Annotated in this window: 29 protein-coding genes; 18 read left to right on the top strand and 11 right to left on the bottom strand. The window is 57.5% G+C overall.

Annotated elements, in window-relative coordinates:
• Positions 1 to 101 precede the first annotated feature (101 nt).
• From ACSBLW_RS12500 to ACSBLW_RS12485, 4 genes are all read left to right on the top strand, one after another.
• Positions 102 to 1,388 (top strand): flagellin, encoded by a 1,287-nt coding sequence (locus tag ACSBLW_RS12500; RefSeq protein ID WP_435256949.1) that lies wholly within the window; start codon positions 102 to 104, stop codon positions 1,386 to 1,388.
• A gap of 91 nt (positions 1,389 to 1,479) precedes the next feature.
• Positions 1,480 to 1,833, top strand: coding sequence for a flagellar biosynthesis regulator FlaF (gene flaF / locus ACSBLW_RS12495; protein WP_435256948.1), 354 nt, complete (start codon positions 1,480 to 1,482; stop codon positions 1,831 to 1,833).
• Complete coding sequence (gene flbT / locus ACSBLW_RS12490; RefSeq protein WP_435256947.1) at positions 1,830 to 2,234, top strand: flagellar biosynthesis repressor FlbT; 405 nt, start codon at positions 1,830 to 1,832, stop codon at positions 2,232 to 2,234. The genes flaF and flbT overlap by 4 nt, the downstream gene beginning before the upstream one ends.
• Before the next feature lie 20 nt (positions 2,235 to 2,254).
• Entirely contained in the window at positions 2,255 to 3,040 is a 786-nt protein-coding gene (locus ACSBLW_RS12485; RefSeq protein WP_435256946.1) for a DUF1217 domain-containing protein, read from the top strand.
• On the opposite strand, the gene ACSBLW_RS12480 is transcribed toward ACSBLW_RS12485, so the two are convergent.
• Positions 3,037 to 4,347 (bottom strand): FliI/YscN family ATPase, encoded by a 1,311-nt coding sequence (locus ACSBLW_RS12480; RefSeq protein WP_435260106.1) that lies wholly within the window; start codon positions 4,345 to 4,347, stop codon positions 3,037 to 3,039. The genes ACSBLW_RS12485 and ACSBLW_RS12480 overlap by 4 nt on opposite strands.
• 111 nt (positions 4,348 to 4,458) lie before the next feature.
• On the opposite strand from ACSBLW_RS12480, the gene flgB reads away from it, so the two are divergent.
• The 9 genes from flgB to ACSBLW_RS12435 are packed head-to-tail and all read left to right on the top strand — an operon-like array spanning position 4,459 to position 8,916.
• Entirely contained in the window at positions 4,459 to 4,815 is a 357-nt protein-coding gene (gene flgB, locus ACSBLW_RS12475; protein ID WP_435256945.1) for a FlgB family protein, read from the top strand.
• Positions 4,816 to 4,826: 11 nt separating this feature from the next.
• Entirely contained in the window at positions 4,827 to 5,204 is a 378-nt protein-coding gene (flgC, locus tag ACSBLW_RS12470) for a flagellar basal body rod protein FlgC (protein ID WP_435256944.1), read from the top strand.
• An 11-nt stretch (positions 5,205 to 5,215) separates the two neighbouring features.
• On the top strand, positions 5,216 to 5,506 hold the full coding sequence (gene fliE / locus ACSBLW_RS12465) for a flagellar hook-basal body complex protein FliE (RefSeq protein ID WP_435256943.1): 291 nt from the start codon (positions 5,216 to 5,218) through the stop codon (positions 5,504 to 5,506).
• Between the two features lies 1 nt (position 5,507).
• Positions 5,508 to 5,774 (top strand): flagellar biosynthetic protein FliQ, encoded by a 267-nt coding sequence (locus ACSBLW_RS12460; RefSeq protein ID WP_435256942.1) that lies wholly within the window; start codon positions 5,508 to 5,510, stop codon positions 5,772 to 5,774.
• A gap of 1 nt (position 5,775) precedes the next feature.
• On the top strand, positions 5,776 to 6,486 hold the full coding sequence (locus ACSBLW_RS12455) for a flagellar hook-basal body complex protein (RefSeq protein ID WP_435256941.1): 711 nt from the start codon (positions 5,776 to 5,778) through the stop codon (positions 6,484 to 6,486).
• A gap of 9 nt (positions 6,487 to 6,495) precedes the next feature.
• Positions 6,496 to 7,281: a flagellar basal-body rod protein FlgG gene (flgG, locus tag ACSBLW_RS12450; RefSeq protein WP_435256940.1), complete on the top strand. Its 786-nt coding sequence runs from the start codon at positions 6,496 to 6,498 to the stop codon at positions 7,279 to 7,281.
• The gene (gene flgA, locus ACSBLW_RS12445) at positions 7,278 to 7,700 is read left to right on the top strand and encodes a flagellar basal body P-ring formation chaperone FlgA (protein WP_435256939.1); all 423 of its coding nucleotides are present in this window, start codon (positions 7,278 to 7,280) and stop codon (positions 7,698 to 7,700) included. The genes flgG and flgA overlap by 4 nt, the downstream gene beginning before the upstream one ends.
• A complete protein-coding gene (gene flgH / locus ACSBLW_RS12440) occupies positions 7,697 to 8,422 on the top strand; it encodes a flagellar basal body L-ring protein FlgH (protein WP_435256938.1) in 726 nt (241 codons plus the stop codon). The genes flgA and flgH overlap by 4 nt, the downstream gene beginning before the upstream one ends.
• Positions 8,423 to 8,427: 5 nt before the next feature.
• The gene (locus ACSBLW_RS12435) at positions 8,428 to 8,916 is read left to right on the top strand and encodes a flagellar basal body-associated FliL family protein (protein ID WP_435256937.1); all 489 of its coding nucleotides are present in this window, start codon (positions 8,428 to 8,430) and stop codon (positions 8,914 to 8,916) included.
• Position 8,917: 1 nt separating this feature from the next.
• Here the strand turns inward: ACSBLW_RS12435 and ACSBLW_RS12430 are convergent, their stop codons facing one another.
• Genes ACSBLW_RS12430 through ACSBLW_RS12410 form a run of 5 tightly spaced genes read right to left on the bottom strand, consistent with a single transcriptional unit; the run spans position 8,918 to position 13,831 of the window.
• Positions 8,918 to 9,244 carry a hypothetical protein gene (locus tag ACSBLW_RS12430; RefSeq protein ID WP_435256936.1) on the bottom strand — a complete coding sequence of 109 codons (327 nt, stop codon included), beginning with the start codon at positions 9,242 to 9,244 and terminating at the stop codon, positions 8,918 to 8,920.
• Between the two features lie 2 nt (positions 9,245 to 9,246).
• On the bottom strand, positions 9,247 to 10,323 hold the full coding sequence (locus ACSBLW_RS12425) for an EscU/YscU/HrcU family type III secretion system export apparatus switch protein (RefSeq protein ID WP_435256935.1): 1,077 nt from the start codon (positions 10,321 to 10,323) through the stop codon (positions 9,247 to 9,249).
• A gap of 6 nt (positions 10,324 to 10,329) precedes the next feature.
• Positions 10,330 to 11,094 carry a flagellar biosynthetic protein FliR gene (locus ACSBLW_RS12420; protein ID WP_435256934.1) on the bottom strand — a complete coding sequence of 255 codons (765 nt, stop codon included), beginning with the start codon at positions 11,092 to 11,094 and terminating at the stop codon, positions 10,330 to 10,332.
• Positions 11,091 to 13,163: a flagellar biosynthesis protein FlhA gene (locus ACSBLW_RS12415; protein WP_435256933.1), complete on the bottom strand. Its 2,073-nt coding sequence runs from the start codon at positions 13,161 to 13,163 to the stop codon at positions 11,091 to 11,093. The genes ACSBLW_RS12420 and ACSBLW_RS12415 overlap by 4 nt, the downstream gene beginning before the upstream one ends.
• Before the next feature lie 8 nt (positions 13,164 to 13,171).
• Positions 13,172 to 13,831 carry a lytic transglycosylase domain-containing protein gene (locus tag ACSBLW_RS12410; protein ID WP_435256932.1) on the bottom strand — a complete coding sequence of 220 codons (660 nt, stop codon included), beginning with the start codon at positions 13,829 to 13,831 and terminating at the stop codon, positions 13,172 to 13,174.
• A 173-nt stretch (positions 13,832 to 14,004) separates the two neighbouring features.
• Here ACSBLW_RS12410 and ACSBLW_RS12405 point away from each other — a divergent pair, with 173 nt between their 5' ends.
• The 3 genes from ACSBLW_RS12405 to lpxK are packed head-to-tail and all read left to right on the top strand — an operon-like array spanning position 14,005 to position 16,454.
• Complete coding sequence (locus ACSBLW_RS12405; protein WP_435256931.1) at positions 14,005 to 14,250, top strand: DUF4170 domain-containing protein; 246 nt, start codon at positions 14,005 to 14,007, stop codon at positions 14,248 to 14,250.
• A 12-nt stretch (positions 14,251 to 14,262) separates the two neighbouring features.
• Complete coding sequence (locus ACSBLW_RS12400; RefSeq protein WP_435256930.1) at positions 14,263 to 15,459, top strand: 3-deoxy-D-manno-octulosonic acid transferase; 1,197 nt, start codon at positions 14,263 to 14,265, stop codon at positions 15,457 to 15,459.
• Positions 15,459 to 16,454 carry a tetraacyldisaccharide 4'-kinase gene (gene lpxK, locus ACSBLW_RS12395; protein WP_435256929.1) on the top strand — a complete coding sequence of 332 codons (996 nt, stop codon included), beginning with the start codon at positions 15,459 to 15,461 and terminating at the stop codon, positions 16,452 to 16,454. Before ACSBLW_RS12400 ends, lpxK begins: the two co-directional genes overlap by 1 nt.
• An 80-nt stretch (positions 16,455 to 16,534) precedes the next feature.
• On the opposite strand, the gene ACSBLW_RS12390 is transcribed toward lpxK, so the two are convergent.
• From ACSBLW_RS12390 to ACSBLW_RS12380, 3 genes are read right to left on the bottom strand one after another with little or no spacing between them, the layout of a single operon-like run.
• Positions 16,535 to 17,689, bottom strand: coding sequence for a CaiB/BaiF CoA transferase family protein (locus tag ACSBLW_RS12390; RefSeq protein ID WP_435256928.1), 1,155 nt, complete (start codon positions 17,687 to 17,689; stop codon positions 16,535 to 16,537).
• On the bottom strand, positions 17,690 to 18,373 hold the full coding sequence (locus tag ACSBLW_RS12385; RefSeq protein ID WP_435256927.1) for a DsbA family protein: 684 nt from the start codon (positions 18,371 to 18,373) through the stop codon (positions 17,690 to 17,692). It lies immediately after the preceding gene.
• Positions 18,374 to 18,375: 2 nt separating this feature from the next.
• Positions 18,376 to 18,912: a DUF721 domain-containing protein gene (locus ACSBLW_RS12380; protein ID WP_435256926.1), complete on the bottom strand. Its 537-nt coding sequence runs from the start codon at positions 18,910 to 18,912 to the stop codon at positions 18,376 to 18,378.
• Positions 18,913 to 19,030: 118 nt separating this feature from the next.
• Here ACSBLW_RS12380 and mutY point away from each other — a divergent pair, with 118 nt between their 5' ends.
• Both mutY and ACSBLW_RS12370 read left to right on the top strand, forming a co-directional pair.
• The gene (mutY, locus tag ACSBLW_RS12375; protein WP_435260105.1) at positions 19,031 to 20,065 is read left to right on the top strand and encodes an A/G-specific adenine glycosylase; all 1,035 of its coding nucleotides are present in this window, start codon (positions 19,031 to 19,033) and stop codon (positions 20,063 to 20,065) included.
• Positions 20,066 to 20,124: 59 nt separating this feature from the next.
• Positions 20,125 to 21,270: an alkane 1-monooxygenase gene (locus ACSBLW_RS12370; RefSeq protein WP_435256925.1), complete on the top strand. Its 1,146-nt coding sequence runs from the start codon at positions 20,125 to 20,127 to the stop codon at positions 21,268 to 21,270.
• A 182-nt stretch (positions 21,271 to 21,452) separates the two neighbouring features.
• Here ACSBLW_RS12370 and mtaB read toward each other — a convergent pair whose 3' ends face one another.
• Both mtaB and dapF read right to left on the bottom strand, forming a co-directional pair.
• Positions 21,453 to 22,709 (bottom strand): tRNA (N(6)-L-threonylcarbamoyladenosine(37)-C(2))-methylthiotransferase MtaB, encoded by a 1,257-nt coding sequence (mtaB, locus tag ACSBLW_RS12365; RefSeq protein ID WP_435256924.1) that lies wholly within the window; start codon positions 22,707 to 22,709, stop codon positions 21,453 to 21,455.
• Positions 22,706 to 23,548 carry a diaminopimelate epimerase gene (dapF, locus tag ACSBLW_RS12360; RefSeq protein WP_435256923.1) on the bottom strand — a complete coding sequence of 281 codons (843 nt, stop codon included), beginning with the start codon at positions 23,546 to 23,548 and terminating at the stop codon, positions 22,706 to 22,708. The genes mtaB and dapF overlap by 4 nt, the downstream gene beginning before the upstream one ends.
• Positions 23,549 to 23,613 lie beyond the last annotated feature (65 nt).

Here is a 23,613-nt window from a genome sequence, read left to right as displayed (position 1 = left end):
GCACCGCGGCTCAACCTCGGTAATGGCAAGAATGCCCTTCCAGCCGTCCGTAGACGGTCAACCCTGCCGCGAAAATTGCGGCGAATGTGAAGGATTACCAAATGTCTTCGATTCTGACGAACAACGGCGCCATGGTCGCACTTCAGACGATGAAGTCGATCAACAAAAGCATGGCGGCCGTCCAGAATGAAATTTCCACCGGTAAGGCCGTGTCCTCGGCAAAAGAGAATGCCGCAGTTTGGGCGATCTCAAAGACCATGGAATCCGATGTGAAGGGCTTCAAGGGTATTTCGGACAGCCTTTCGCTCGGTTCGTCGACCATTGCCGTGGCAAGGTCCGCATCGGAGCAGATCGCTGATCTTCTTACCGAAATCAAAGGCAAGATTGTCGCTTCGCAAGAAGACAATGTCGATCGTACCAAGATCCAGGCAGACGTGGCGGCGCTTCGGGACCAGATCGGATCTATTGTCGGTGCGGCCCAGTTCAACGGTTTGAACCTTTTGAACAACCGGCAAGGCGGCGCGACGGTTGCTCAGATTGTTGGCAATACGGGTGCCGGCGCGGGTATTCTGAAAGGGTCTGAAGTTCAGATCCTTTCGTCGCTGGATCGTAGTTCAACTGGGGTGAAATCATCGTCGATTGGGGTCAACAAGGCCGACCTTGGCACCCAAGCCCGAACTGCCGGTGCGGGAACAGACATCGCGGCAACCGCCGCCACAGGCGCTGGAGCTGTTGCAGCCGGGGCGAGCGGTACCATCAGCATCGTTGGCGATACTGCAACTGCAGTGCGCGGTGGCAATCGTGTCTTGGCTGGCGATACCTATGCCATAGGCGGCTTGACGGGCATCTCTGCAACGATCTCTTATGTAGCGCGCGATGGTGACACGACCGCCGACATTGCAAAGGGATTGGTCGATCGGCTGAACTACGAGGCGAAGAAGGCAGGCATCTCGATTACTGCCGAATTTGACAACTCTGGCGCAAACCCGGGCGTCAAGATCACCAATGGAACGACGACGGGTATCACCACAACGACGACCCTGACGACGGGCGGAACTGCTGGTGGTGGCTTGGAAATCCTGCGTGATATTGATGTTTCCACAAGTGCTGGGGCCGAGGCTGCCCTGGTTGCGATTGAAGGCCTGACGCAAACTGCTATTCAGGCCGCGGCTGATTTCGGCACATCGCAGAAACGAATTGATGTGCAGAAAGACTTTGTCTCAAGCTTGGTTGACTCCCTGCGTTCGGGAATTGGCTCCATGGTTGATGCGAATATGGAGGAAGCATCAGCCCGTCTGCAGGCACTGCAAGTTCAGCAACAACTTGCCACTCAGTCGCTGTCGATTGCGAACCAGGCGCCTCAGAGCATCCTTTCGCTGTTCCGCTGATCGTCAAGGGGGCCGGGGTTTTCCCCGGCCCACTCCAAGATCGATTGAGATAATGTGAGGATCCATAGTGAACGTCTTGACCCACAAAAAGTTGGGATATGCACCCAATGATGCTGCCTTGCGTCCTTTGCGCGCAATTGAGTACGACGCCTTCGCGCGCGTTACGCGACGCTTGTCTCAAACTTGGGCTGGTCGGAAAAGCGACTACCCTGCACTGGCCAAGTCGCTGAACGACAATCTTTCCCTGTGGCGCATCTTGGCAATGGACGTTGCCGAAGCGTCGAACTCTTTGCCTCAATCTCTACGTGCGCAGCTCTTTTACTTGTTCGAATTTACAGACCTGCACAGCGGACGCATTTTGCGGGGCGAGGGCAGCGTCGAAGTCTTGGTTGATGTGAATATGGCCGTCATGCGCGGACTGCGCGGCGAAGGAGAACCAGTGTGAGCGGACTCGTACTGAAACTGGGACCACACGAGCGCGTGCTGATCAATGGGGCTGTCATCGAGAATGGTGATCGCCGCTCTCGCTTGTCGATAATGACGCCTGACGCAAATATTTTGCGGCTTAAGGATGCAATACACCCCGAGGAAGTGACGACCCCTGTACGGCGTGTCTGTTACATCGCGCAACTTGTCTTATCAGGGGATGCCGATCCGTCGACTGCAAAATTGCAGTTGTTGCGGGGAATAGAGCAGCTTAGCCAGGTTCTTACCGACATGGACAGTCGTGCCCAGCTTGCTGTGGCAAGTCAGTCGGTTCTGGAAGGTTTGTATTACCCCGCATTGAAGGCGCTTCGCAGCCTTTTGCCACGGGAAGATCGGTTGATGGCCGTTGTGTCATCATGACTTTCAGCCCCGTCCTACCGATGGCCGGTTACGCGGGATGGATGTTTCTGAAACGCACGGCCGCTACTCAACTGGCCGCCTATTCCGCACAGGCATCCGTTACAAAGGACAGTGCTTACTTCCGGGAAAAAATCGGTGGGATCAAATCCGCAGAAGAGCTGGTCAGTGACCAACGTCTCTTGCGTGTCGCTCTTTCGGCCCATGGCTTGGAAGCTGATTTGCCGAACAAATTCTTTATCAAGAAAGTTCTGCAGGACGGAACTCTTGATCCAAAAGCCTTGTCCAACAGATTGGCCGATAAGCGTTATTCCGAGTTCGCGAAGGCCTTTGGGTTCGGGGATTTTTCGACACCTCGGACGAAGCTCTCGGATTTTGCGGATAAGCTCTTGAAAAAATTTGTTGAAAAACAATTTCAAGCGTCCGTTGGTGAACAGAATTCAAGTTTTCGCATCGCGATGAACGCCGAGACGCAGTTGAAGGATCTGGCGCGATCCAGCACGGCCGAGTCCTCAAAATGGTTCTCTGTCCTTGGATCGCCTCCACTTCGAGAAGTCTTTGAAAAAGCTTTCGGATTGCCGCCTACCTTTGCGGCAATTGATTTGGATAAGCAGGTCGAAGTTTTGCAGGATCGAACACGCACTGCCTTTGGAAGTGCTGTGATCTCCCAGTTCAGCGACGAGGAAAAAATCGACAAGTTGGTTCGGATGTTTGTCATCCGTTCAGAGACCGCCGATTACGCAGCCAATGTGTCACGCGGACAAATCGCTTTGACACTTTTGCAGCAGGGCGCCTACAGAAGCAGCTAACGGCCTTTCAGAACGTCATAAAGGCGCCGAAAACTACCGTCGATTCCTTCATCGTGGGTCTGGGATGAAAGAAATTTTTCTAACGCGGGCCAGCGATGGATTGCACGATCGATCGCCGGGTCAGAACCGGAGTGGTACAGCCCTGCCTGGACCATCATTTCGGAGTTTTCCCAAGTTGCGATAATATTTCGCGCGGCACTGATCGCTTCATTTTGTTCAGTTGTTGCCGCCCAAGGCAGGGACCGAGAGACGGATCGAAGAATGTCAACCGCGGGAAAACGCCCCCTCTCCGCAATTTTGCGATCCAGAACGACATGCCCGTCGAGGACGCCACGCAGGATGTCCGCGACAGGTTCTTCCATGTCTGATCCTGGAACGAGAACGGAGTAGATTGCCGTGATGCTTCCCCGATCTTCACACCCCGGGCCAGCGCGTTCGGCCATCGCCATTAATGCGGATTGGACAGAAGGCGGGTATCCCTTCAGGCTGGGGGCTTCGCCGGCGGCTAAGGCGACCTCACGATGAGCCTCTGCAAAGCGTGTAACGCTATCAACCAGTAATAGAACTTCTAGCCCTTGGTCACGAAAATGTTCGGCAATCGTGGTGGCAGTTGAGAGACATCGCTTACGGACGAGAGCGGATTGGTCAGAGGTCGCCGCGACAACAACACTTCGCGCGAGCCCTTCCTCACCCAAGGTTGTTTCCACGAACTCTCTGAGCTCTCGTCCGCGCTCTCCAACCAGAGCAATGACGACGACATCGGCCATGACGCGCTGCGCTAAACTACCCAGTAAAGTAGACTTTCCGACGCCAGATCCGGCAAACAAACCAATCCTTTGGCCCCGGACGATCGGAAGAAGTGTATCAAAAATCGTTGTTCCGGTCGAAAGACGTTTACCCAGCCGCCGCCGCCTGCCCGGCGACGGTGGCGCAGCGTTCGTCAGGCGTGGCGCCGGTCCGGGAAACAATGGCCTGTTGTCCAAAGGGTGGCAGAGTGGGTCAATGACGCGGCCAATCCAGTCATTGCTAGGGGCAGTTGTGACCGGTCCCCCGAGCAAGACCTCGGTTCCCTTTTTGAAACCAGCACCACCCGCTTCGGCCAGAACCGTAATCTCCTCTGGGTCTATCCCGACCACTTCACCCAGTGAAGCTTCGGGCCCAATCCAGACGCCGTCGCCAATCGCTGCCGCGGCGGAAAGCCCTTCAATATTCATTACTCCGGCCGCGATTTTCGAAACGCGACCGACCTTATGAATGCTCGGTAGCGCATTCATGCGCTGCATGAGGGGAGCAAAAACTGAGACCATCCTGTTCCCTTTCCGTTCACTGATTACAGTTTCTAAAGGAATCACTCCTAAGAACTGGTGAAGCAGATCGAGGGAGAAGCCCCGATGTTTGAAAAACTCGGATTGACCAGAATGGCACAAGCATTGGCCGCGCATTCCGGCGCGCGTCTGGCGCTGATAGCGGACAATGTCGCAAACGCCGATACGCCAAAATTCAGGGCGCGCGATCTACCTCGCTTTAATGAACAGTATGATGACTTCGCCAGCTTCGCTTTAAGGCGGGACGGGCGAGATCACTTTGAAAAAGATCAGTCACCTTTCAACGGGTCCGTTTATTCCGGCGGGGCGATGGCGCCAAACGGAAATGATGTTTCGCTTGATCTGATGATGGCGCGCTCGGTAGAAGTTCGCCAAGACCACGAAATGGCTTTGGCTGTCTATCGCTCAGCGTCCGCTGTTCTTCGTACCTCGCTTGGCCGAATGGGTTGAGGGAGTAAGACATGAGTGATCTTTTAAAAAGCCTACACTCTTCCGCCGCAGCGATGCGTGCCCAGGCGATGCGGCTTCGCACAGTGTCGGAGAACATCGCAAATGCTGACACACCCGGCTTTCATCGGAAGATTGCCAGCATAAAGCAGTCTTCGGAAGGGCTTGTTGAAGTCGCCAAGACCCGCCTCGACCGTTCCGAACTTGAGCGGGTCTTTGACCCGGGTCATCCACTGGCCGATGACTCTGGCTACTACGACGGCTCCAACGTCAACCTGATCATTGAGGTCGCCGATGCTCGCGAAGCACAGCGCAGCTACGAGGCAAATCTTAAGGTCTTCGACCAAGCCCGGCAAATGGCTCAAAGCCTGTTCGAACTTATCCGCAGATAAGGAGGTCCAAAATGGACATCAAGAAATCCCTCGCCACACAAATTTATGCAGAGACCAGGATTGCCGCGCCCGTTGCTTCAAGCTCGCGGACAGCAGAAGAAATCGGTTCAGAATTTCTGGGCAGCTTTGCGGCAACGCTGCAGAATGGAGAAGACGTAGCGCGTTCCGCCATGACTGGTGGAGCCGACCCTCATGCTCTGGTTGAGGCGCTCGCATCCACGCAAATGGCCGTCGAGACAGTGGTTACCGTTCGCGACAAGGTCGTCGAGGCCTATCAGGAAATTCTACGGATGCCGGTCTGATATGATGGAAGCGGTGTACTTCGATCTGGTTCGGCAAACGCTTTGGGTGGCCACGTTGATTGCCGCGCCGATGCTAACAGTTGCGCTCATTGCCGGTGTCGGCGTCGGTCTGTTTCAGGCTTTGACCTCAGTGCAGGAAATGACGCTGACCTTCGTTCCAAAAGTGGGCGCCATGCTAATCGTGTTCTGGGTGTCCATGAGTTTCATGACCTCCACTCTGACCACCTTTTTTACGGACGAAATCATTCCAAGAATTGAGGGGATGTGAAATGGAGGCTGCTGGCTATACAACGCTTACCCGCCAAACTGGGTTGATCAACGAATTGCAGGTCTTGGCTCACAACATCTCCAACGCGTCAACAACCGGATTTCGTCGAGAAGGCGTTGTTTTCTCAGAGTATATATCGGCAAGTCGGGGCGAAGAGTCGATTTCTATGGCTCATGCAAATGTCAGACATGTCGATCTTTCCCAGGGCGCTCTTACGAGGACCGGCGGAAAATACGACCTTGCGATCCAAGGCGAAGGGTTCTTTCTGGTGGCCACCCCAGAAGGCGAACGCCTGACGCGCTCAGGTGCTTTTTTCCCATCTGCCGAGGGGACGCTCGTCACGGCCGATGGCTTCGCGCTGCTTGACAGCGGGGGGGCGCCAATTCCGGTGCCTACTGGTGCCAAGGATGTCTCTATCTCCAAAGATGGCACGATGACGGCAGACGGTGTCCCGGTCGCGGAAATCGCTCTTTGGGAGCCCGAAAATCCGTCAGATTTACGGAGGCAGTCTGGAACATTGATCATGGCACAAGGGTGGTCTCCGGTAGCGTCGGGAACAATTCTTCAGGGCCACCTCGAAGAGAGCAACGTTAACACACTCAGCGAGATTGCTCGGATGATCGAGGTTCAACGCGCCTATGAGATGGGGCAGCGCTTCTTAGACAGTGAAGATCAGCGGCAGAAAAGCGTCTTGCAGACGCTGGGCCGATAGGGGCGAAAGATGAAAGCACTTCAGATCGCGGCGACCGGTATGGCAGCGCAACAAATGCGTGTCGATGTCGTGTCTCAGAATCTCGCCAACATGTCGACGACCGGGTACAATGCGCGTAGGGCGGATTTCGCCGATTTGCATTACGAGCAAATGGCGCGCCCCGGAACCATTTCGGCGACAGATGGTACAATGCTACCGACAGGTATTCAGGTGGGTATGGGCGTCCGACCCTCGGCCGTTTCGATCGTCCTTGCGCAAGGATCTTTGGTACAGACGGGCGGGGATCTAGATCTGGCAATCGAAGGGCGAGGCTATCTTGAGGTCGTCCTTCCCGGCGGCGGGGCCGGTTTTACCCGGGATGGTGCGCTAAAGCGTACGGGCGACGGTCTGATCGTCACATCAGAGGGCCACCAAGTCGCGCCGGGCATCACAATTCCGGCAGAAGCCCGGTCCCTTGCGATCAATTCCGAGGGTGAGGTTTACGCATATTACTTGAACCGAGTTGAACCGGAGTTGCTTGGCCAGTTGTCGTTGATCGGGTTCTCCAACGAAAAGGGTTTGGAAGCAATTGGATCAAACCTGTTCCTCGAGACAGCAGCATCCGGTCCACCGTATTCAGGAATTCCCGGGGAAGAGGGACTAGGCACATTGCGGCAGGGCTATCTGGAAGAAAGCTCTGTCGATGCGGTGAGGGAAGTTACCGAACTGATCAAGGCGCAACGCGGCTACGAGTTGAACGCAAAGGTGATCACGGCAGCAGATCAGATGCTTTCAGCAACGACGCAGGTCAGATGATGCTTTGGCTTCTCTTTTTCATGATTCCAACGGCGGTCTCGGCAGACGCAGTCGTGAGTTCTCGGATTATTCGATCTGGCAGCATCATTGGTGCCAATGATTTGTCGATTGCCAGCATATCGGTTTCGGGGGCCGCTCAGTCGGTTGATGAAATCGTAGGGCTAGAGGCAAAATCAATCATCTATCCCGGCCGTCCGATCCTTTATGCGCAAGTAACTGCCCCAGCAATTGTCGAAAGAAATCAGAAGGTCCCGCTTATTTTTCATTCCGGAGGGTTGGAGATTCTGACCGAAGGCAAGGCTCTGTCGCGCGCCAGTGTTGGCGAAATTATCCGTGTGTTGAATCCAAGCTCTCGAAAGATCGTGACAGGAATTGTCAAGGATGATGGCTCAGTCCATGTCGAGGTACCCACAAGATGAAAAAGACGCGGATTTTTTGGGTGGCGCTCTATCTTACGGGATGCAGCAGGCTCGATGAAGTTGGGAAAGCGCCCGATTTCTCTCCTCTTGAGGGCAGCTACCAGCATCATGCGATGTATTCGTCGCCGTTTCCCCAAACGGCCGACATGAATGACCCTTCGGATGCTTCCTCGCTTTGGACTGCGAGCCAGGCGTCTCTTCTTGGTGACCGCAGGGCCAGCCATCGAGGTGACATTCTAACTGTCGTGATTGAAATTGACGACCGCGCCGAAATCTCAAACACGACCGGGCGTAGTAGATCCGGGAGCCAGACGATGGCAATCCCATCCCTACTTGGCATTCCCCAACGACTGGACCGCGAACTTCCTGAAGGCGCAACCGTGGCAGAAGCCGTTGACACATCCTCTAGCTCAGCCTTTTCGGGGAATGGTTCTGTCTCCCGGAACGAAAAGCTCACCTTGCGAATTGCGGCAACTGTCGTTGAAGAGCTGCCAAACGGAGTGTTGCGGATCGAAGGCCAGCAGGAAGTCCGCGTCAATTATGAGCTGAGGGAACTGATCGTGACCGGATACGTCCGGCCCGCAGACATCTCTCGGAAGAATGAAGTGACCTATGACAAAATGGCAGGCGCGCGCGTTTCCTATGGTGGTCGCGGTCAGATCAGTGATTTCCAGCAACCACGGTATGGTCAGCAAATCACCGACATTATTTTGCCATTCTGACCGTCATGAAGAAAGCTCTCCTCCCCGTATCATTATTGGCCTTAGGTCTTTCCGCAGGCGCAGGAGCAGGTCTATTCCTGCGTCCCGAGGCAGCGATGCCGCAGGGAGAAGACGCATCGCAAGCAGCCGTCCCTGCGCCTGTTTCCCAGAAAGAGGCCGGTGAAACACTGGTGCCCGAGTTCGTAAAACTGCCCAATCAGTTCGTCGTGCCAATCGTCGACGAAAGCCAAGTTGTATCCCTTATGGTGCTATCACTGAGCATAGAAGTAGAGGCAGGAGAAACCAGTCGGGTCTTTGCCTATGAACCCAAACTACGGGATGGGTTCCTACGGATGCTGTTCGATTTTGCGAACAGCGGAGGGTTTAGCGGAGAGTTTACGGAGACCGCAACTCTTGATGTTTTGCGCCAAGGCTTGCTGAATGTCGCGCAAGGCATACTTGGACAGTCGGTGACGGATGTCCTGATCACTGATCTTATTCGCCAAGACAGCTAACTCATTTTCTCCCAATTCTCTCAAGTGTTGCGGCTCTGCCAAAGGCCCGGGCCGCAATATCATGTTGAGCGAGGTAGATCGCAGTTTTGTGTGCCAATGTTCCGTTCAGCTCTATGCGTTTCTGAAAACGCCACTGATCATGTTTCGCAGCCGTTCGAGTTGCCGAGATGTCCACCTGTGCACCGCAATCAACCTCGCTCAGAGCCGCAATCTGGAGCCGGATTTCTAGTAATGGACGTGAGGCATTAGCCAATTTATGCAGCTCTGTGTCGCGAACGAGAGTCGCGATTCGTGCCAGATCGTTTAACTTTTTGCGCTTCGCATCCAAATTTAGGTCCTCGGTTTCTTTCGCATGATATCCGCAAAGCGGATCGCTGCCGCGACCGCTTTGTAATGGTCTCTCTGTATCGGTTGGCCCAAGCGGATTGTGGCATGGATCGCTCGTGCTGTCGGTGGATCACTGTGGATCGGAATTCCACATTTCGTTGCCTCGGATCGGATCTTCATCGCGATTTCGTCAACGCCCTTGGCCACGACAACTGGGGCGGATGGATCGCTTCGTTTCCACCGGAGTGCCACGGCATAGTGTGTTGGGTTGACGATGACGACACTTGCCGTGGCAACTTCTGCAAGCATCTGGTTCATTGCCAATTCCTGTCCTCGTTGACGACGCTCAGACTTCGTATGTGGGTCCCCTTCGGAGTCCTTGTGTTCGTCCAACATCTCTTTGCGTGTCATGCGGTTACGTCGACGCAACGTCCTGATCTGCCAAAGGAAATCCACTCCTCCGATAAGGGCCGTGATTAAAGTCGCCAGAAACAAGAACTTTCCCAGTATGGCGATCAGAAATGAGATTCCCAGACCTGGCTCCAGCATCGCTGTCGCCATAATTTCGTTCAGATTCATCAACAGAAACGAAGACAAAAGCCCGCCAACCAGCGCAAGCTTGGCAGTGTTCTTGAGAAACTCGACCAAACCCTCGATGCCGAACTTTTGCCGGGCCGTTGAAAGGGGCGAGATGCGGGAAAGTTTCGGGTGGATTTTCGTCGGGGCAAAGACAAGTGCCCTTTGTGCAAAAAGCGCGCCCAGTGTTGTTAGGATTGGCACTAGGAAGAGTGCCCCCAAGGGCAAGAGAACATGAACAATCAGCCCTGCCCCAATGACAGCGTTCTCTGCGCGGGTTCCCCCATCCAATTTGGCAACGGACTCAAGAAGCGTTGAAAGGTGTTCTGCAGCGGCCAGGACAATTGCCCCGCCGGCCGAGAAGGCAACGGCAAAGCCGGTATAGGACGCGGCCGTTGTCAGGTCAGTTGATCTGGCGACATCGCCCTTTTTGCGGGCCTCCTCCATCCGTTTTGTAGAGGGTTCATGCTCTTTTTCCGCATCGCTGGTTTCATCACTTGCCATTGCACGTCACCACCCGGGGGCAGAGCCGATGAAACTGTGAAACGCGAAAAGCCACACTGTGATGGCAGTTGGAAACCCAGAGGCCATCAAGGCAAGACCGCCCAGACTAAGTGCGGGAGCCCCGATGAAGGTCACCATCAATTGCGGCATCGCCCGATTTATGATGCCAAGTGCAAAGTTGTACAAAAGCGAGGCAATGGCGAAGGGCAGGGCAATCTTGAACCCAAGAGAAAAGATCATGCCTGTGTGGCGAACGCCCCATTCGATCACCGCAGATGAGTCGGGGACATCACCTGCGGGAAAGACCTGATAAGAGAGAAGAAAGAAGCCGACGATTTTTGTAAGCAGTCCCAATTGAAAGGCAATCGCAATACCCGCAAAGATCAGCAGTTGGGCAATGGCGGGTTGGGCCTCTGCTCCGGGTGCGAACAATTGTGATAATGATGTCGCGTTGGCGATGATCGCACCCGCAACGGATAACGCAAAGACAAAGAAGCGAAGGCTGAGACCCAGGATCAGGCCAGTAACGATTTCGGCGGCAAAGGCGGAGGTAAATTCGACGCCCCCGGCCATTGGCATAGTTGCTGGCAAAATGCTTAGAGAGAGCATCAGCGCCAAAATCAGGCGGATGCGGGCAGGAATGGAATGCTCCGCAAGACCCGGGAGAACGGCCATCGCAGATCCGACCCTTAAAAACGTCAGTGCCCAGGCTTGGACAAGCGGCGCGGCAATCCCGAACTCGCGTAGCAGCAGATCCAAAACCTCGATCATTGCGGCACCAGACCTACAAAGGCGGGTCGGACCTCAAGGCCAACCTCTTCGTAGGATAAGACCGGAGCCGTCAGGCCTCTGGCTGCCAAAACGGTGCGAAGAAACCGTCGCCGTATCCCAGAAGTGATGACACCAGCGAATGTGCCTGCTTCGGTGAGGCCATTTAACCGGTCTGCCAAAAGACCCGAAAGTCGTGCGAACTGATCTGGCGGCAGAGCAACATCGCGTGTCCCCCGGTCGCCATCAATCTGATACTCCCGGAATGTTTTTTCCCATTCGGGCGCAAGCTGGATCAATGGGATTGTTCCATCAGGACGGCGCAGTTCGGCGACCAACTGGAAGCCAAGTCGTTGGCGTACGTGTTCGCAGACGAGTTCGGGCGCTGGCATGCCGCGCGCTTCGGAAATTGCTTCCAGAATAAGCGGCAGATTGCGTATCGAGACACGTTCATCCAGCAACAACCGAAGAACTGAAAGTAGCAAATCCATCGGGACCTTGTCCGGCACCAGTTCGTCGAGCAGCTTTCGGTTGCTTTGTGCTCGCTGCGGATCGGATACGTTCGAGAATTCGTCAAGCAAACGCCGCAGCCCCCGCAGTGATAGCAGCCGGGCCAAGTGGCTTCGGATGATTTCAAGCAAATGGGTCGCCAAAACTTCGGCGGGGCTGACCACCGTCAGGCCGGACAGAACCGCTTTCTCTTGAAATTCCTTGTCGATCCAACGTGCAGGAGTTCCATAAACCGGTTCATTTACGTCTTTCCCGGCAGGCGCCTCAATGCCATCGGCCAAAAGCACAAGGCAGCGCTCTGGCATCAGCCGATTCGTCACGCGCTCTACGCCCTGAATGCGAATACGGTAGCTGTTTGGTGGCAATGTCGGTTCGTCCGTCAGCCGGATCTCTGGCAGGATCAAGCCGAACTGTGCAGCGATATGATTTCGCATGTTGCCAATTCGGCCATCAATTCCCGTCGCGGGGTCCAGAACCATGGAAACAAGATCTGGGGCGAATTCTAGATGGATCTCATCAAAGTCGAGAACATCGCCAAGTGGCCGAATCACCGGCATGTCATCTTCTGGCTTTGCAGGAGCGGCCAATCTTTCGTCTTTTTTCTTGGCAAGAAAGGCTGCGCCTGCAAGGGCTGCTGCCCCCAGAATGAATGGCAGAAACGGCATTCCTGGAACAAAGGCAAAGAGTGCCATCAGGACTGAAACAGTTCCCAAAGCGCCGGGATAGCGGCCAAGTTGGGAAAAGAAAGAGATATCGGCCGCGCCTTTTGTGCTGCCGCGCGCCAACAGCAGTGCCGCAGCGACCGAAATGACGACCGCGGGAATTTGGCTGACCAAACCGTCCCCGACCGTCAGGATGGAATATGTTTCAAAGGCCTGTCCTATTGGCATGCCATGAACGGCCACGCCCATGATCAAACCCATGACAATGTTCAAAAGCGTAATCAGCAGACCCGCGACGGCGTCGCCCTTTACGAATTTCGAGGCGCCATCCAAAGAACCAAAGAAGGTGGTTTCCGCAAGCTCGCTTTCCCGCCGCGACTTTGCTTCTGCATGGGTGATCGCACCTGCCGCCATGTCAGCATCAATGGCCAACTGGCGACCGGGCATGCCGTCCAGTGCAAAACGGGCACCAACTTCGGCCATCCTTCCTGCGCCTTTAGTGATGACCATGAAGTTCACGATCAAAAGGACACAGAACACCACTAGCCCCAAAAGAAGGTTGCCGCCCATGATGAAGTCAGCAAATCCTTGAATGACGTGGCCAGCAGCGTCGGTGCCTGTATGGCCGTTTCCAATGATCAGCTTTGTCGACGAAACGTTCAGGGACAGGCGCAGCATCAAAGACGCCAGCAAGATGGTCGGGAAGGCCGAAAAATCAAGCGGTCTTTCGATGAACAGCGTGACGGTAAGCATCAGAATTGCCAAAGCGAAGGACAGCGCTAGCCCGATGTCCAAAAGCCACGCCGGTATCGGCAGCACCATCATGACGATCACGGCCATAAGGGCGAGCGCCAAAAGAATTGTCGGACGAAAGAGATCCTGAGCGGACAGTCTTGGCATCGTCAATCTCACCTCAACAACGAGGAAATTGCTGCCCTCGCCTCTCGGCGAACAAGCGAACCCATCGAGCCCCCACCGCCGTGCAGCAAGGGATAGGTGTTCGTTCGCAGGGGTGTTGCGGCCCGAAAGATAGTCGGAGCAGCAATCTCAGCCGGGTGGTCAAGATGTTCTTTGACCTTGGCGACATAGCTTGTCGCAGCCTCCTCCAGCCGGGAATGGTAGGCACCAACGGCACCCTCCCATGATCCGGTTTCCTGCAGTAACTGCTTCAGAAATGAGGCTGCGTAGAAAGCATTCTTTTCCGGATCGAACATGGAGGAGACAGAGGAAAACGCCTGCCCGTGCCACCGGACGTTAATCTGAAAACACCCGACATCGATGTTGCGGGAACCAGAGGCGAGCGCGCTTTGGACATGAGTTTCGGCGTCCTTCCGGGTTGGAAAAAAGCTTCCGCTTCCGGCCTCATTCACTGTCCAGGGCCATGGTGAAAAAACGCCATCTTGCTGTCTTCCAGCCTCGGTCCGGGCGATAGCCATAAGCAGGCGCGCGGGAACTCCGGTCCGCTCTGCCGCCGACATTGCGGCCTGATCGCAGGCATCGTTTTGGCGTGCGGCGATGCCTGTCGAAGGCAGCGCAAAGAACGCAATGAAAAGCAGTTTCAGACGCATTTGGGGTTCCACCCGCTGTGCACCGCCTTTTCGCGGCCTAAAGCAAGATAGCCGCGCATTTCTTCCTAATCGGTAAACCGGATTTGCAAATCCGTGCCGCCCTTGACCCCAGACCCCACCTCGCTAGGCTGCGCAACATTCGAGGTAACACCTCAGTCAAATCGGAGAACAGCATGGCCCAAAGGCTTCATCTTGTTTTCGGCGGCGAACTGGTCGACCCGTCGAAATCGGTATTCAAGGATGTCAACGACATCCACATCGTTGGCATGTTTCCCGATTACGACTCGGCGCATAAGGCTTGGAAGGCCGAAGCTCAGCGCACTGTCGACAATGCCCATATGCGCTATTTTATTGCGCATATTCATCGACTTCGGGACGAAGAGCGCCCGGGCTCTTCAACCGAGGAACTGGGGGAATAAGCCAGAGCGCAGATGGTTCATTCCCTTGGCCTGACCCTTTACAACCTAAGGCCGCGCCTGGTGTCAGGTGCGGCGATCGTCAGGAAAGAACGCCCGGCAGGGCGGCTAATCTGGTTGCATGCTCCAACGCCAGCCTCCTTGTCGGGCTTGCTGGAATTAGCGCGGCTTTTGGTTGAAGAAGATGGTCTTTCGGTTCTGTTGACCGGCTCTGAACTTCAAACGGGCTTTGATTGGCTTTTGCAAGACAGCCCACCAGAAGACAATCAGGTTGATGTCCGCACATTCCTTGATCATTGGCGACCAGATGCCGCAGTCTTTTCTGACGGAGAACTTCGTCCTGCGGTCCTGCATGAGGCGGGTGAGCGCCGGATCCCGCTTTTGATGGCCGATGCGCGTATACCCTATATGATGCGCGACCGGGATGGATGGTATCCCGGACTCATCAAGTCTTCCTTGCAGGCATTCCAGAAAATCGTCGCCGTTGATGAAACGGCAGCGCGCGGGTTTCGAAAGGCTGGCGCAGCGATTGAGACGGTTGTTGCCTTGGGGCGACTGGAAGAAAACTCTGCCGTGTTGCCCTGTCTTGAAGCGGAACGTGCGGCTTTGGCCAAACTCTTGGCGACACGGCCTGTATGGCTTGCTGCAGGACTGCCCGAGGCCGAGGAGGATGCGGTGATCGCTGCGCACCGCGCGACGCTCTCCTTGGCGCATCGGTTGCTGTTGATTATCGCACCACAAGATGCGGAACGCGCCGAGGCGCTTGCGAACAGGTTGACCAAGGAGGAGGGTTGGGTGGTGGCAAGACGCGCCATTGATGAAGAACCTGAACCCGATGTCGAGGTCTTTATTACCGATGGCATGACAGAGCTTGGCCTTTGGTATCGTCTTGCTCCTATTAGCTTTTTGGGCGGAAGTCTGGCGGGCCAAGGCTGTCTTCGCAGCCCGATGGAACCCGCGGCTCTTGGTTCCGCCATATTATATGGGCCCAGGTCTGGAAATTTCGGAACCAGTTTCGGTCGTCTTGGGGCGGGGCGGGCGGCTCGGGCTGTGGGGAATGCGCGTGATCTGGCAGAGGCTTTGGCCGACCTGATGGCGCCGGACAAGGTTGCGCGACTGGCCCAAGCGGCGTGGGGGATTGCGTCGGAGGGCGCGGAAGTTACAGACCACGTTCGCGCCACCTTGCACAGCATGATTAAGGAAGCACGCTGATGCGGCCCCTGTCCTTCTGGCAAAATTCTCCAAACAAATTAGGGCTTTGGGCCAACCTTTTGCGGCCATTGGGGGCTATTTACGCAGCCGTCACGGCAAGGCGGGTCAAACAAGCGGGGTATCGGGCCAAAGTGCCCGTTATCTGCATTGGAAACCTGACTGCTGGCGGGGCAGGAAAGACGCCGACGGCCATTGCCGTGCTGATGATCCTGATGGCCAAAGGCATAAAATGTCATGTGGTTTCAAGAGGATATGGCGGCAGCGTTACAGGGCCGGTTCAAGTTGACGCCATAAAGGGCAAGGCCGAAGAGGTGGGGGATGAGCCGCTGCTTTTGGCCGCCTTTGCGCCGACTTGGGTGGCGAAGGATCGCGCTGCGGGGGTGAAGGCCGCGGAATTGGCCGGGGCCGAGGTAATCCTGTTGGATGACGGCTTTCAAAACCCAAGCGTTATCAAAGACTTGTCGATCATCGTGGTGGATGCCGCACGGGGCTTTGGCAATGGGCTTTGTCTGCCTGCTGGGCCGCTGCGGGAACCCGTGCGCGAAGGGGTAAAGCGGGGGCATCTTCTGCTGTCGATCGGGTCGGAAGCTGACCAGAAAACCTTTGATAATCAATGGTCTGAGCAAGCTCCCTTGCCAAGAGTGCGGGGCCATCTCGCACCCTTGCAGATGGGAATGGACTGGAAGGGGCAGCGCGTTCTGGCCTTTGCGGGGATCGGATACCCGGAAAAGTTCTTTGCCACGCTGCGCGGTGAGGGGGCAGAGGTCGTCAAAACCGTTGCGCTTGACGACCATCAGCCAATTTCTGAATTGCTTCTCAATAGGTTAGAAAACGAGGCCGCGCTTTTGGGGGCGCAGTTGGTGACCACCGAAAAGGACCAGATCCGGCTGCCCGAAGCGCATCGTCACCGGGTTCTGGCGCTGGTCGTGCGTTTGGTCTTGGACGATCCCGCCCCACTGAACGCGGCTTTGGAGCGCCTTCTTCCCGCCCGCTAAGTCAGCGTGTGCAAGACGTGGGTTTTCCGTGGTTTTTCCGTATGACATCCGTGGTCACAGGCGCGACCACGGATACCCCGTCATTCCGGCAGGTCTGACTGATGCTCACCCAGCTTTGGCGCGGGGCGATCCAGTGCCAGATCGGCCCCTGAAAAGCGGAAGGGCGAGCGGACGCCCGGCACGCCATCGGGTGCGATCTGCATGCCACGCGCCACGATCTGCGGATCGGCAAAGACCTCGCCCAGATCATTGATCGGACCAGCAGGCACGCCCTGATCTTCGCAGGCGGCCAGAAGATCGGCCTTGGTCCATTTGCGCGTCGCCTCGGTGATGCGGCGGGTCATTTCGACACGGTTCGTCACCCGGTCGGCATTGGTCAGGAATTCGGGAGCCTCGGCCATATCGGAGAGGCCCAGAATGCCGCAGAGCTTGCGATATTGGCCATCATTGCCGGTGGCAAGGATCAGCCAGCCATCGGCGCAGTCAAAGACTGCATAGGGCGCAAGGTTCGGATGGGCGTTCCCCATCTTTTTCGGCGGGGTGCCGGTGGCAAGGAAGTTCATAGCCTGATTGGCCATGATCGACGCGGCCACATCCATCAGCGCCATGTCAACCTGCTGGCCCAGCCCCGTGGCGTGGCGCTGGTGCAGAGCGGCGAGAATGGCGGTGGCGGCATAGATGCCGGTAAAGATGTCGGTGACGGCCACCCCCACCTTTTGCGGCTGGCCATCGGGTTCGCCTGTCACGCTCATCAACCCGGCCATGCCTTGAATGATGAAGTCGTAGCCTGCCCGATGGGCATAGGGGCCGTCTTGGCCAAAGCCGGTGATGGAACAGTAGATCAGGCCGGGGTTCACGGCGCGCAGGCTTTCATAATCCAAGCCATATTTGGCCAGACCGCCCACCTTGAAATTCTCGATCACCACATCGGCATCGGCCACCAGTTTGCGCACCAGTGCCTGACCTTCGGCCGTGCGGAAATCGCAGGTGACAGAGCGTTTGCCCCGGTTGGTGGCATGGAAATAGGCGGCCGAACGGTCGCCTTCACGTTCAATGAACGGAGGCCCCCAGCGGCGAGTGTCGTCGCCTTCGGGAGCCTCGACTTTCAGGACATCGGCCCCCAGATCGGCCAAGGTTTGTCCAGCCCAAGGCCCTGCCAGAATGCGGGCCAGTTCGATGACTTTCACACCGGCAAGCGGGGCTGCTTTCGGAGCAGAAACGGGGGCAGTTGTCATTTACTTGGCAAGCTCGGCATCAAGGATGGCTTTCAGGTCAGCATAGGACATGTTCGAATGAACGGTGCCGTTGACCACCAGTGTGGGCGTCCCCTTGATGTCGAATTCTTTCATGTTCGCTTCGTAGTGGTCGACCATGGCCTGCGCCATTGCACCATCCTGCATGCAGGCGTCCAGCGTGGCGTCATCCATGCCAACGGTCTTGCCGATCTTTTTCAGATTGCCGACGACGACATTGGCGTCATTCGAGGCGGCCCATTCCTGCTGGGTGGAATAAAGGATGTCCTGAATGCCGAAATAGCGCATGTCGCCACCGCAGCGGGCCATCATCGCGGCCCAGAGGCCGTAGCGGTCAAAATAGACTTCGCGGTAGACAAACTTGACCTTGCCGCTGTCGATGTAGTCCTTTTTCAGGTCTTTGAACACGGCGCTGTGGAAATTGGCGCAATGCGGGCAGGTATAGGAGGCGTATTCGATCAGCGTCACCTTGGCGTCTTCTTGGCCAAGGGTCATGTCCTTGATTTCGACCGCGGCAGCCTCGGCATTGGACGAGGTGGTGGTTTCGGCCTGTGCCGGGGTGATGGGCAGCAGCGAGTCGGCGGTTTGTTGCGGCAGCGCCGACCAGAGGCCAAGGCCTGCGACAAGGGCAACGGCCACAGCGGCCAAGGTGGTTTTCATCGACATGCTCATTCTTCTTCTTTCGCTTTGCGACGGTTTAAAATGTTTTGGGCCAAGGCTTCAAGCGCGCTGCGAAGACCCGGGTCTTGGATCGGGGCGGCGGTTTCTGCGGCCTTGGCAAGGATGGTGGGATCGGGGGCCTTTGGGACCTTTGGAGCGGGCTGAAAAGCCACTTGGCCTTCGGCAAATCCGGTAGGCGCGGTTTGGGTGATGTGGATGCGTGAAATGGCGTTGTAGCCATAGACGGCATTCACCTTTTCGCGCAGCCGGTCTTTCTGCATTTCAATCATCGGGGCCTGCGCGCCCGTGGTCAGGATGGTCAGTGTGGCGCCCAGCCCTTCGCGCCCGTAGCCGACCTTGACCGGCACGGTTGTTCGGGCAAGGTCTTCGCCCACCACCTCGGCCCAATGGGTCAGAAGCCGGGCCACGGCAAAGCCCCGCGTTTCCCCCGCACGGCGGACCGGATCCTTCATGAAGCCGAAAGCGGCCTCGAAGCCGCGCAGGCGGCGTTCGGCAGAAGGGGGAGGGGCGGGGCTGCGGGCCATTGGGTCTGAGGTCTGGTCCTTGTGGGCTTTGTCGCTATCTTACGCAGGAGAGCGGTGGGTGCCAGTGCTTTGGCGCATCAAGAGCAGGGAAGGTCTATAAAGATTGCGTGACGCAGAGATGAGCGCGGCGCTGTTGGCATGGTATGACCGGGCGGCGCGGGTGATGCCGTGGCGGGTTGGCCCGGCCGAGCGTGCGGCGGGTGAGCGGCCCGATCCCTACCGTGTCTGGCTGTCCGAGGTGATGTTGCAGCAAACCACCGTGGCGGCGGTGCGGGATTACTTCCGTCGGTTCACCGCGCGCTGGCCGACGGTGGCCGATCTGGCAGCGGCAGAGGATGCCGAGGTGATGGGCGAATGGGCCGGGCTTGGCTATTACGCCCGCGCCCGCAACCTGTTGAAATGCGCACGGGTTGTGGTGGCCGATCATGGCGGTGTATTTCCGGGCAGCCGGGACGGACTTTTGACCCTGCCGGGAATTGGGCCCTATACGGCAAGCGCGATTGCTGCGATTGCCTATGATGAGCCGGCAACCGTTGTCGATGGCAATGTCGAGCGTGTCATGGCGCGCTATTTCGCAGTTGAAACCCCGATGCCCACGGCCAAGCCGGACCTGGTGGCTTTGGCCGAGCGTCTGACCCCCGCGCAAAGGCCTGGCGACTATGCGCAGGCGGTGATGGATCTGGGCGCGACCATCTGCACGCCACGCAACCCGGCCTGCGGCATCTGTCCGTGGATGGCCGGATGCGCCGCAAGACAAAAGGGAATCGCCGCAGAATTGCCGCGCAAGCTGCCAAAAGCCGCAAAGCCCATTCGGCAGGGGCGGCTGTGGATTGCACGGGTGGGAGACGGGTTCTTGTTGGAACGCCGGCCCGAGCGCGGCCTTTTGGGCGGGATGTGGGGGTTTCCGGGCGACGGATGGGATGGCGCAGGTGGGCCTGCGCCCCTTGATGCCGATTGGCAGGATATTGGCGAAGTGCGCCACACATTCACCCATTTCCACCTTTATCTAAGGGTGGAAACCGCCAGTCTGGAGTCTGGCCCTGACCCGTTGCGCGGGCAAATCCTGCCCCGGGCGGCCTTTCGTCCCGGGGATTTGCCCACGGTGATGCGGAAGGCCTGGGATCTTGCCTCGGCGCGCTTTGCGTCGCGTTGAAACCGCGGCAAGGAGGGCGCTAAACTGGCACAACAGAGCGTGACAAGCCGGAGACCCGCATGACCACCATTCCTGCCGACGAGGTAAGGCAACTGAAGAACGCGCTGCCGTTCTGGCTATCGCTTTTGATGGTGCCGATTGCCCTGACCGGGGCGACTGTGGGTGGTTGGACCGTTCTTTTGCTGCCGCTTTATTCTTGGGTCATGTTCTCGATTCTGGATGCGATCACCGGATTGAACGAGGACAATGCGGACCTTTCTACTGAAGATGACGACCTGATCTGGTACAAGTTCATCACGCTGATCTGGGCGCCGCTGCAAGTCATCGTGCTGTTCGGCCTGTTGTGGTACGTCCCCCGCACGGGCCATCTGGGTTTGGCTGAGAAGATCGGTCTGTTCTTTGGCATGGGCGTGATCTCGGGCACGATCGGGATCAACTACAGCCATGAGTTGATGCACCAGAAGGATCGTCTGGAACGCTGGCTCGCCGATATCTTGCTGGCGATGGTGCTGTATTCGCATTTCCGCAGCGAGCATTTGCGGGTTCACCACCTTTGGGTCGGCACCCCGCGTGACCCTGTGTCGGCGCGCTATAATGAAGGATTTCAGCGGTTTTTCCCGCGTGTGCTGCTGGGCTGCCCGAAATCAGCATGGAAAGCCGAAAAGGCCATGCTGGCCCGCAAAGGGCTTGCCGTCTGGCACCAGTCCAACCCGTTCTGGCGCTATGCCGGGCTGCAACTGGTGATGCTGGGCTTGGCCTTCTGGATTGGCGGGTGGGAGGGCCTTGCGCTGTTTCTCTGGCAGGCCTTTGTCGCGATCTGGCAACTGGAGCTGGTCAACTATATCGAACATTACGGCCTGACGCGCCGCCATCTGGGCGAGGGCAAATATGAGCATGTCTTGCCGCGCCATTCGTGGAATGCCGCGCACCGGGCGTCGAATTGGCTTTTGATCAACCTTCAGCGCCATTCCGACCACCACTACAAACCGGACCGCCGCTTTCCGCTGTTGCAGACCTATGCCGAGGCAGAGGCACCACAACTGCCCTATGGCTATCCGGCCATGACCACGCTTGCGATGATTCCTCCCCTTTGGAAGCGGGTGATGAATCCGAAGGTCCGGGCGTGGCGCAAGCAGTTCTACCCCGACATCACCGAGTGGCAGGCCTATAACAAAGCGCAAAACCCGATGCCGCGTGGCAGCTGACCCAGACGGTTTTCAATCGGCGCGGCTGCGCCGCATTCCGGTTTCATGCGCCTTCGGGCCTTTCGGCCCTGCGGCTTTGCTTTGTCAGGGGGCGCTGCCCCCTGCGCGGCTTGCTGGCCGCAAGCCGCTGACCCCCGGGATATTTCAGGACAGAAAAGAACAGGGGAAGGTGTGGCGGCGCGTCAGGCAGTCAGTCTTTGCGGGCCGTGGCCGGTGATGCGGGCCGTCACGATCTGGCCTTCGGCCTGGGCCGTCGCGAAATCGACTTCGGTGAACTGTTCGGTTCGGCCCATATGCGGCGACTCCATCAAGATGCGATGGGACTGGCCGACTTCCGCCGCGAGATGGCGCTGCAGCGCGAGATCGCCTGCGGTGCGGAGGCGGGCTGCGCGATCCTTGATCTCGGGGCCCTTGACCTGTGGCATACGGGCGGCTGGGGTGCCTTTGCGGGGGCTGAAGGGGAAGACATGAAGGAATGTCAGGTGGCAGTCTTCGACGAGGCGAAGGCTGTTTGTGAACATTTCCTCTGTTTCAGTCGGAAAGCCTGCGATGATATCGGCCCCAAAGATGATGTCCGGCCGCAGTTTGCGCGCGTCTTCGCAGAAGCGGATGGCGTCGTCGCGCAGGTGGCGGCGTTTCATCCGTTTCAGGATCATATCGTCTCCGGCCTGTAGCGAGAGGTGAAGATGCGGCATCAGACGGGGTTCTGTGGCGATCGCCTGCATCAGGTTTTCATCGGCCTCGATCGAGTCGATGGAGCTGATGCGGAGGCGCGGCAGGTCGGGGACCAGTTTCAGAATGCGCATCACCAGATCACCCAGGCGGGGCGTGGCGGGGAGGTCTGCGCCCCAGGAGGTGAGGTCGACGCCGGTCAGGACGACTTCGTTGAAGCCTTTGTCAACAAGGCGTTTTATCTGGTCAACGACAACGCCGGCGGGGACGGAGCGGGAATTGCCGCGTCCATAGGGGATAATGCAGAAGGTGCAGCGGTGGTCACAGCCGTTCTGGACCTGAACATAGGCGCGATGGCGGCCGAAGCCGTCGATCAGATGGCCAGCAGTTTCACGCACCGACATGATGTCATCGACCATGACCTTTTCGCTTTCGCCAATGAAATCGGCGGGCGCGCGGAGGGCTGACCAGGTCTCGGCTTGCATCTTTTCGTGATTGCCGATGACGCGCGTGACCTCGGGCATGGCGGCGAAGGTTTCCGGTTCGGTCTGGGCGGCGCAGCCGGTGACGATGACCGGCGCGCCGGGGTTTTCCCGAGCGAGTTTGCGAATTTCCTGTTTGGCTTTGCGGACAGCCTCGGTCGTTACTGCACAGGTGTTCACAATGACCGCACCCTCGACCCCTGCCGCGCTGGCGAGTTCCTTCATGGCTTCGGTCTCATAGGCGTTGAGACGGCAGCCGAGGGTGGAAAAGACCGGGGGTTTCATGTGTGCTGCTTCAGGAAGGCTTCTGACAGGACGCCATCGAAGACATGGGCCACGGGGCCTGTCATCCAGACGCCGTCTTCGCGCCAATCGATTTCCAGCGTGCCGCCGTCGAGATCAAGTGTGACGCGGCGGCTGGTGAGGCCGCGCAGGTGGGCGGCGACGGCGGTGGCGCAGGCCCCAGAGCCGCAGGCGAGGGTGATCCCGGTCCCGCGCTCCCAGACGCGCATGCGCAGGCGGTCGGGGCCAGTCAGGTTGGCGAATTCGACATTGGTGCGCTGAGGGTAGAGCGGATCGTGTTCGTAGGAGGGGCCAAGGCCCGCGACATCCACGGCTTCGGCATCATCAACAAAGATCACGCAATGGGGATTGCCCATGCCAACGGCGACCGGGTCGCGGTCCAGTGGCAGGTGAAGAAGGTCGACCGGATGAGACAGCGGGATCTGATCCCATTCCAGCTGGGGCGCACCCATATTGACCGAGACGCGGCCATCGGCCTGACGCAGGGCAAACAGCCCGCCACGCGAGGTCACGAGGTTGACAGTCTCTTTGTCCAACTGGTGCATCATGTAATCCGAGACGCAGCGGGTGGCATTGCCGCAAGCGCCGGCGCGCGTACCATCGTTGTTCCAGAAATCGAGCGTGAAATCGGCGCCGTTCTCGCCATCGCGAATCTCGGCCAGCTGATCAAAGCCGACGCCCCGATTGCGGTCGCCCAAGGCGCGGGCCAGCGCAGGCGTGACCATCGCCCCGCGTCCGCGCGAGTCGATCACCACGAAGTCATTGCCAGCGCCATGCATTTTCATGAAGGGCAGGCCGGGGGAGTGTGTTTTCTGGTTCATGCGGGGCATATACGCCTGAGTCTAAGTTTTTGCCAGAGGGATGCATTTTTTGCCCTTGACCCCAC

This window comes from Thioclava sp. FR2 (assembly GCF_051200875.1).
Taxonomy (GTDB): domain Bacteria; phylum Pseudomonadota; class Alphaproteobacteria; order Rhodobacterales; family Rhodobacteraceae; genus Pseudotabrizicola.
The sequence above is the reverse complement of the archived record's forward strand: the minus strand, read 5'-3'. Positions and strand labels throughout refer to the sequence as shown.